Raw genomic sequence first — 6644 nt, forward strand, 5'->3', positions numbered from 1 at the left:
CTTTAAAGCGCAATATCAAACTCTGGGCTAGCTACTGTAGGCTGTAATCGAGCACGTTGCTTTTTAAAGTGTGGAAGAACGTGTTCACCAAGACGGTATGATTCTTCAAGATGTGGGTAGCCTGCAAGAAAAAATAACTCTATGCCAATGCTATTGTATTCTTGAATACGCTCAATAATCTGTTGGTAGCTCCCTACCAAAGCCACACCGGGTGGCACACCAATATATCCAAATCCAGACCAAACATTTGGATGGATAAAAAAGTCGCTAACATTTTTACTGCCATCTTTTTCAGCGTACTCTTTTTCGAAGCTTAATACCCGCGCTGAGCGTAAACCCGCATGGGCTGCCGCCGCGTGTAAACGTTGTTTTTCAGCAGCTTCATCAAGAAAGCGCTGTGCCTCTGCCAATGCTTCTTGTTCAGTACGGCGAGCAATGGTATCGATTGATAGGCCAAATTTTATATTTTCACGACCATACTTTTTTGCACGAGCACGTACGTCTGTAATCAATGCGGCAATTTCTTCTGGTTTTTCAGCTCGCATTAAATAATAGTCGGCATGTTTTGCTCCAAACTCGCGAGCAGCTTCCGAAGAACCTGCTGTGCAAATAATGGGAAGGCTTGCTTTATTCAGTGGATATTTTAAGCCACCGCCTTCTGCCGAATAGTACTTTCCTTGATAGTGAAATGAAGGATTATTCCAATATCCTTTTACAACATCTAGAAACTCTGTAGCACGTGCATAACGTTCGTCATGAGGTAAATCATCACCTACTTGGCGCTGAATCACTTCAGAACCGCCATTAATAATATTCCAAACCAGCCGATTACCTGTTGCACGCTGATACGTTGCCGCAGTTTGTACGGCATTATATGGACTAAAATGATAAGCCTGAAATGCAGTCACAAAGTTAAGTTTTTTGGTTTCTCTTGCAAGCAATGAACATACTGTCCAAGGCTCTTCACCCGTTGGTGCGTTCACCATGAGTGCACCAGCAAAACCATTAATTTCTGCTGCCCGTGCTACCTGACTTAAGTAATCAATATAGGTAAAGTCATCACCGACTTCATAGTTCGAAACCGCTCCAGTATTTTCAACATTTTCAATATTGGCCCAATCACCGCGATTACGTGGGTCACCGGGTAAAAATTCTGTTTCGCCATGAAGTGGTAAACGTGTAAAAAATTCAATTCCCATTATTTTCTCCGTAAAGCAAAGCTTAGAATTTTGCAGTGAGAGAAACACCAACTTGACGTGGGTTTCCATAGGTTAAGACATATTGTCCAGCAGGACCATTTGGTCGCCCATGAACTTGATATTCTTCGTCTAGCAAGTTTTTAACGTAAGCATTAACTTGGTATTTATTATTTGCACTGATATACCCAACGTTTGCGTTCCATAAGGTGTACCCTTTTTGACTCAAGATTGGGTCAACAGAATAATCTTGACGATTGACTAAGAAAAACTCACGGTCACGATATTTTGCATCTGTGCCCACAATGACTCGTGCTCCACTATCAAGATTAAAGGTATATTCACCCCCTAAACCGATGGTGTACTTTGGAGACCGAACCAAGCTGTTACCTGTATTGTCAGCATTTACAACATTCGTTACTGGGTTTTTATCAACAAAATCGGTGTATTCACTGTCTAAATAAGCGCCTGCAAAGCGTAGGCGTAAATTATCGGTTGCCAAATAATCTAATTCTAATTCTGCACCTTTTACTTCTGCCTTAGGACCATTTGCTAAAACTGAAGTTACCCCTCCACCCTGTCCTTCTGTCGCAACCAATAAATTTGTTTGAATATCTTTGTAGTCATAATAGAAAATATTGGCGTTGGCCGTTAAATTGCCTTGTAACAAGCTAGACTTCAAACCTAGCTCGTAGCTATTTAAATATTCAGGATTAACATCTGCAAGTTGCGTTAGGCTACTTGAAAGTCCGGTGTTAAAGCCGCCTGAACGGAAACCTCGAGCAAAACGGAAGTATGTGTTGATATCAGGAGTAATTTCATATTCTGGCGTAATATCGTAAGTCAGTTCATTCCATCTCTTTTTACGGCTTGTTGAACCATTTGCGTTAGGTGCTGGATTATAGACCGCATTACTGTACCCATCCTTTTGCCACCAACTGCCTTTGGTGTAATCGCCCGTGGTAATTTGAACAAGGTCTAGATCAATGTCTTTTTCTTCACTTGTCCAACGTAGACCACCTGTTACTTTAAATTTGTCGGTAAATTTATAGGTACTGTTTCCAAACAAGGCAAAACTTTGTGTAGTCTGATTATAGGTAATGTCCCTAAAAGCTGGTGTTCCGGCCGTTTGAGCTGGAGCGCCATTCGGTAATGTTTTATTTACTCGCGCGCTTACGCCTGTTGAGTCTAAATCTTCATTAAAGAAGTGAAAACCTGCGATCCAACTGAGTCTTTTTTCAGCATCAGAAGAAACACGAAACTCTTGGCTATATTGACGCCACTCATTATCACTATAGCTTCTTGCTACATCATATGGCGTATAGTCACCATCAGAAATGGATTTTTGAGTGGTCTTATCAAATGCTGTAATGGATGTAAAAGTATGACCGCCCCCTAAATCTCCTGTTAATGTGAGCGATGTACCATCATGTTGAATTTTATTGCTTTCAGCTAAATCTAAATTTGTATCTCGGCCTTGTGGTCTTTCATAAACACCCCAGTATTTTCCAATACTTAACGAACCATTATTGCCCAGACCATTATAGGTTTGGCTATGCAGATTGACTAAAGCATTCCAATCATCATTAATTTTTCCTAGTATCTGGAAGCGGAATGATTTTTTATCAACATCTCCGTAGTCTTCTCCACTGGCTAAATTCTTTGCATAACCATCACGGTCTTCTGAATAGAATGCTCCTCGTACGGCAACGTTATCTGATATAGCCCCATTCACGGCGCCTTCAAAAGTACGAAGATTATGGTCGCCTATTCCTATAGTTCCATAACCAGTCGGTTTGTCTGAAAATACGGGTTTTCGTGAAATGTAATTCACTGCACCAGCCGTGGTATTTTTACCGTAAAGCGTGCCTTGTGGACCACGTAGAACCTCAATACGTTCTAAATCGAATAAATCTCCAGCACCAGCAACAGGCGCATTTAAATAAACCCCATCTGCATAAATACCGACTGGGAAAACTGTAGATGCTGCAACATCGCCAGTTCCTAGACCACGAATATACCAACGTGGACGGCTATCTCCATCTGGGTTTTCAGCTGCTGCATTGGGTGTATAAGTTAAAACATCGCCAATAAATGTTGAGCCTTTCGCTGCCAAATCTTTGCCAGAAACTGCTGTAATTGCAGTCGGAACTTTTTGAATGTTTTGTGCACGATATTGTGCAGTAACGATGACATCGCCTAGTTTTTTTACATCTTTAGCATTTACCACTTGAGCTTGTTGCTCAGCAGGAATTGCATCAGTATCATCGTTCGCTAAAGCTAATGTTGAAACACTCGCCGTTACTCCCCACATAGCAGTTAAAATACTCTGCCTAATTTTTGTAACCTTAAACATGGTGACTCCATTTAAATAAATCTATTCTTATATTGGCAACTTCTATGCCATTTAATTTATTTAAATAATTTCAAATACTTAATAAAAAATTAAAAATAAAAATGATTCAATGCTGCTGATAGATAGACAGTCTGAAAGGTATTATTGTTGTTATTTCAACATTCACGATTTAACGTGTTTTATATCCCGTATTAATAATAAAGCCATACAGACGTATGGCTTTTTAAGATTCTTGGAAATGATTGATTGGTTTTAAAATTTATAACTAAATTGGCCTTGTACAGTCAGAGGACGCATTGGTTGTAAAAACTCACTATTCGCTCCTGCCAAACCATTCACAAAATTTCGTTCATTGGTTAAGTTAAGAATGTTAAGGCCCACCGTCCACTGTGGCTGGCGATAATAAAGACCTAAGTCCAGATTATAGTTATTCGGTACTTTCACGGTTTGACTTAAGTTTGTGTGCCAGTAGCTTGTCCACCATCCCGAAAGGTTGACCCCAAAACCAGACTGATGCTGGTAATCTACATAAGCACTTGCAGAGTACTTGGGAATTCCTGCTGCATCATAACGTCCGGCTTTACGTTGGTTTAAAGCGTTATTGTCTCCCCAAACCGTAGCATTGTCCGCATGAAAGCCAAATGGTGAAAAACCAGCAGGTACAATAGAGCTGTATTCAGCATCTAAATAAGTGAAATTGCCCCCAATCGCTATATTTTTTTGGAGTTGCCATCTTAATGATGACTCAATACCTTTTATTTCAAAGCGAGCCATATTGCCGTTGGTATCAGGCGATAAATCTCGTTTTTGTTCAAATCCACTTAGGGTTAAAAACAACTGGTCAGCAATAGGCTCATATTTAAATCCTACTTCTTTTAGCTCACTTTGACTGTCAAAAGCTAAAGGATTAAGTTGATTTCCTGCGCCCCAAATCAAGAAAGGCCCAAATACTCCCGTATTTAATGCAGTGCTTTTGTCATAGGTAAAATAAAGTGTGCTTTTCGCAGTCGGCTTAATAAACGTACTCAGTTGATAGCTCAATAGACTATATTTATCACTCGACGAACGGACATCTGCTGGGGTTAAAACGAGTGGATTTTCAAGTTTTGCTCTTACAGAACTATGGTTAATGCCTAAGTTAATACCGAATACATCGTTAAAGGTAAAGTTTTGTTGAGTGAACACACTCAACGTATCCCAGAAACCAGAGCCCGTATAGACAGCGCCTCCTCCATTCGGTGGAAATCCGCCTTTTTCTGCATATAAACCATTTCCAATTGGGTACATGCGCGGTAAATTTAAATAACCAAAATATTGAGAATATTGAGGTACTCCGGCTTGTCCAATCCAACCTCCTGTTGAACCGCTATTATTAATCAACCCCAGTAAATCACCAGGGTTCTTCTGTGATGGATCATTGGTTAAATCATATGGATTAATATTAAAACTATTATTTGCAGCTAAAGAGGTAAACTTCTCATGACGATATGTTCCCCCTGTACTGCTTTTATTCTTAATTTTTACGCCACCTATTTCAAAATCATAGTCGCCTAAAAATTCTAGTCTGTTATCAATTAACTCATGATCTAAATCTGTAAAGAAGCTTCCCACAGAGTCGCCTAAATCTTTGTTATTTTGATAGAGCGTACTGTTTGCAATAGACCAATGGTCATTTAAATCTTTAATTACTTTTAATTGGGTACTAAATCGCTTGGCACTATTTTTATCTTCACTACGTCCTGAAACATTATCATCTAGCTTGACTAATTCATTACCAGGGATTGATGGATCATAGACCCAACCTTTAATAGTTCCTGCTTGATCCGCAGTTGAGTTCGGTAACGGCGTGGTCTGAACTCCACCAACAGCAACATATTGGTTTTTATCGTTCTTCTGACGAGTTTGCCAACCAATGACTTTAGAATTTGCCGCACCAGATTCAAATACAGGAGACCAAAAAGTCGAACCATTTTGAATAATAGGCGTGGCTCTACCTTTGTAATAAAGGCCATTATCAACCGATTTTTGCGATGCTCTATTCCAGCCATGTGTCACATTAAAATCATAATAATCATCGTAACTGACATTCCAATCTACCCGTAAACGATCATTGGGACGCCAAGCAAGTGCTCCATAAAATGCATTAAAGTTATTTTTTACATTGTCATAATAGTCATCTGTCTTTTGTGCTGTTGCACTCACGCGAAATGCTAATTCTTTTGAAATGGGTGCCGTATGATCAATACTGACAGAGAAATTAGGCTCTGCGCCTTTACCTGAGTAAATGGAACCTACAGTCCCAGAGATATTGGTTTCGGCTTTATTAAAATTAGGCTTTTTGGTTAGGTAGTTAATATATCCGCCAGAACCTGAAGTCGGCGCAAAAATTACACCTGTTGGCCCTGCCACAATATCGGCTGCTTCATAAGCATTGAGATTGGTTGGATGGCGGGTACTGTAAATGCGTTGGCTATCTTGAAAAACTTCCGAGTTCTGTCCACGAATTTGTGGAGCAAAGTTAGCATTTTGTCCCCCGCCTCGCGTAATGCTAGGCGCATATTTGACGAGATCATCCGCACTGCGAATAACATCTTCTCTAAATTGTTGTTCTGATACTTGGGATACTACACGCGGGGTATCCAATACAGAGCTATCCGTTCCATAAATTGAGGTAACTTTGCGTTTAGGAACTACGGTAGTTTTCTTGGCTGCTCCAGTAACGACTACATCGGACAAAGTAATTACATCACTTTCAGAATCACCTGCTTGTTGTGGCGTTTCTTCGGCAAAAACATATAACGGTAAAGTTGCCCCTAATACGCTAAGCGCAATAACTAAAGGTTTTAATTGAAAAGGCTGTCTCATATCACACTCAGTAAAGTAAATTTACAATGCGTTACGCAAAGCCTATGCCAACCATTAAAGGGCCAAATAATTTAACCTAACTATTTGATTTATTTGTTTTTAATTTCTCATTGTTTACTTATCAATTCTATTCATGTTTATTTTTTCAACAAAGCTGTTGAAATAGAGACACTCACCAAAAACAATAATTATATAAGCATTTGATAAATATATTAAAATTATATAAA

At 39.5% G+C, this 6644-nt stretch carries 3 protein-coding genes; all 3 read right to left on the reverse strand.

Going from position 1 to position 6644, the window contains the following annotated elements:
* Positions 1 to 2: 2 nt before the first annotated feature.
* The 3 genes from NL42_RS10200 to NL42_RS10210 all read right to left on the reverse strand — a co-directional run bounded on the left by NL42_RS10200 (position 3) and on the right by NL42_RS10210 (position 6417).
* Complete coding sequence (locus NL42_RS10200) at positions 3 to 1199, reverse strand: LLM class flavin-dependent oxidoreductase (RefSeq protein WP_461312658.1); 1197 nt, start codon at positions 1197 to 1199, stop codon at positions 3 to 5.
* Between the two features lie 22 nt (positions 1200 to 1221).
* Complete coding sequence (locus NL42_RS10205) at positions 1222 to 3552, reverse strand: TonB-dependent receptor (RefSeq protein ID WP_461312659.1); 2331 nt, start codon at positions 3550 to 3552, stop codon at positions 1222 to 1224.
* A 252-nt stretch (positions 3553 to 3804) separates the two neighbouring features.
* Positions 3805 to 6417, reverse strand: a complete 2613-nt coding sequence (locus NL42_RS10210) for a TonB-dependent receptor (RefSeq protein ID WP_461312660.1) — start codon at positions 6415 to 6417, stop codon at positions 3805 to 3807.
* Positions 6418 to 6644 lie beyond the last annotated feature (227 nt).

The organism is Acinetobacter sp. GN11 (genome assembly GCF_054823985.1).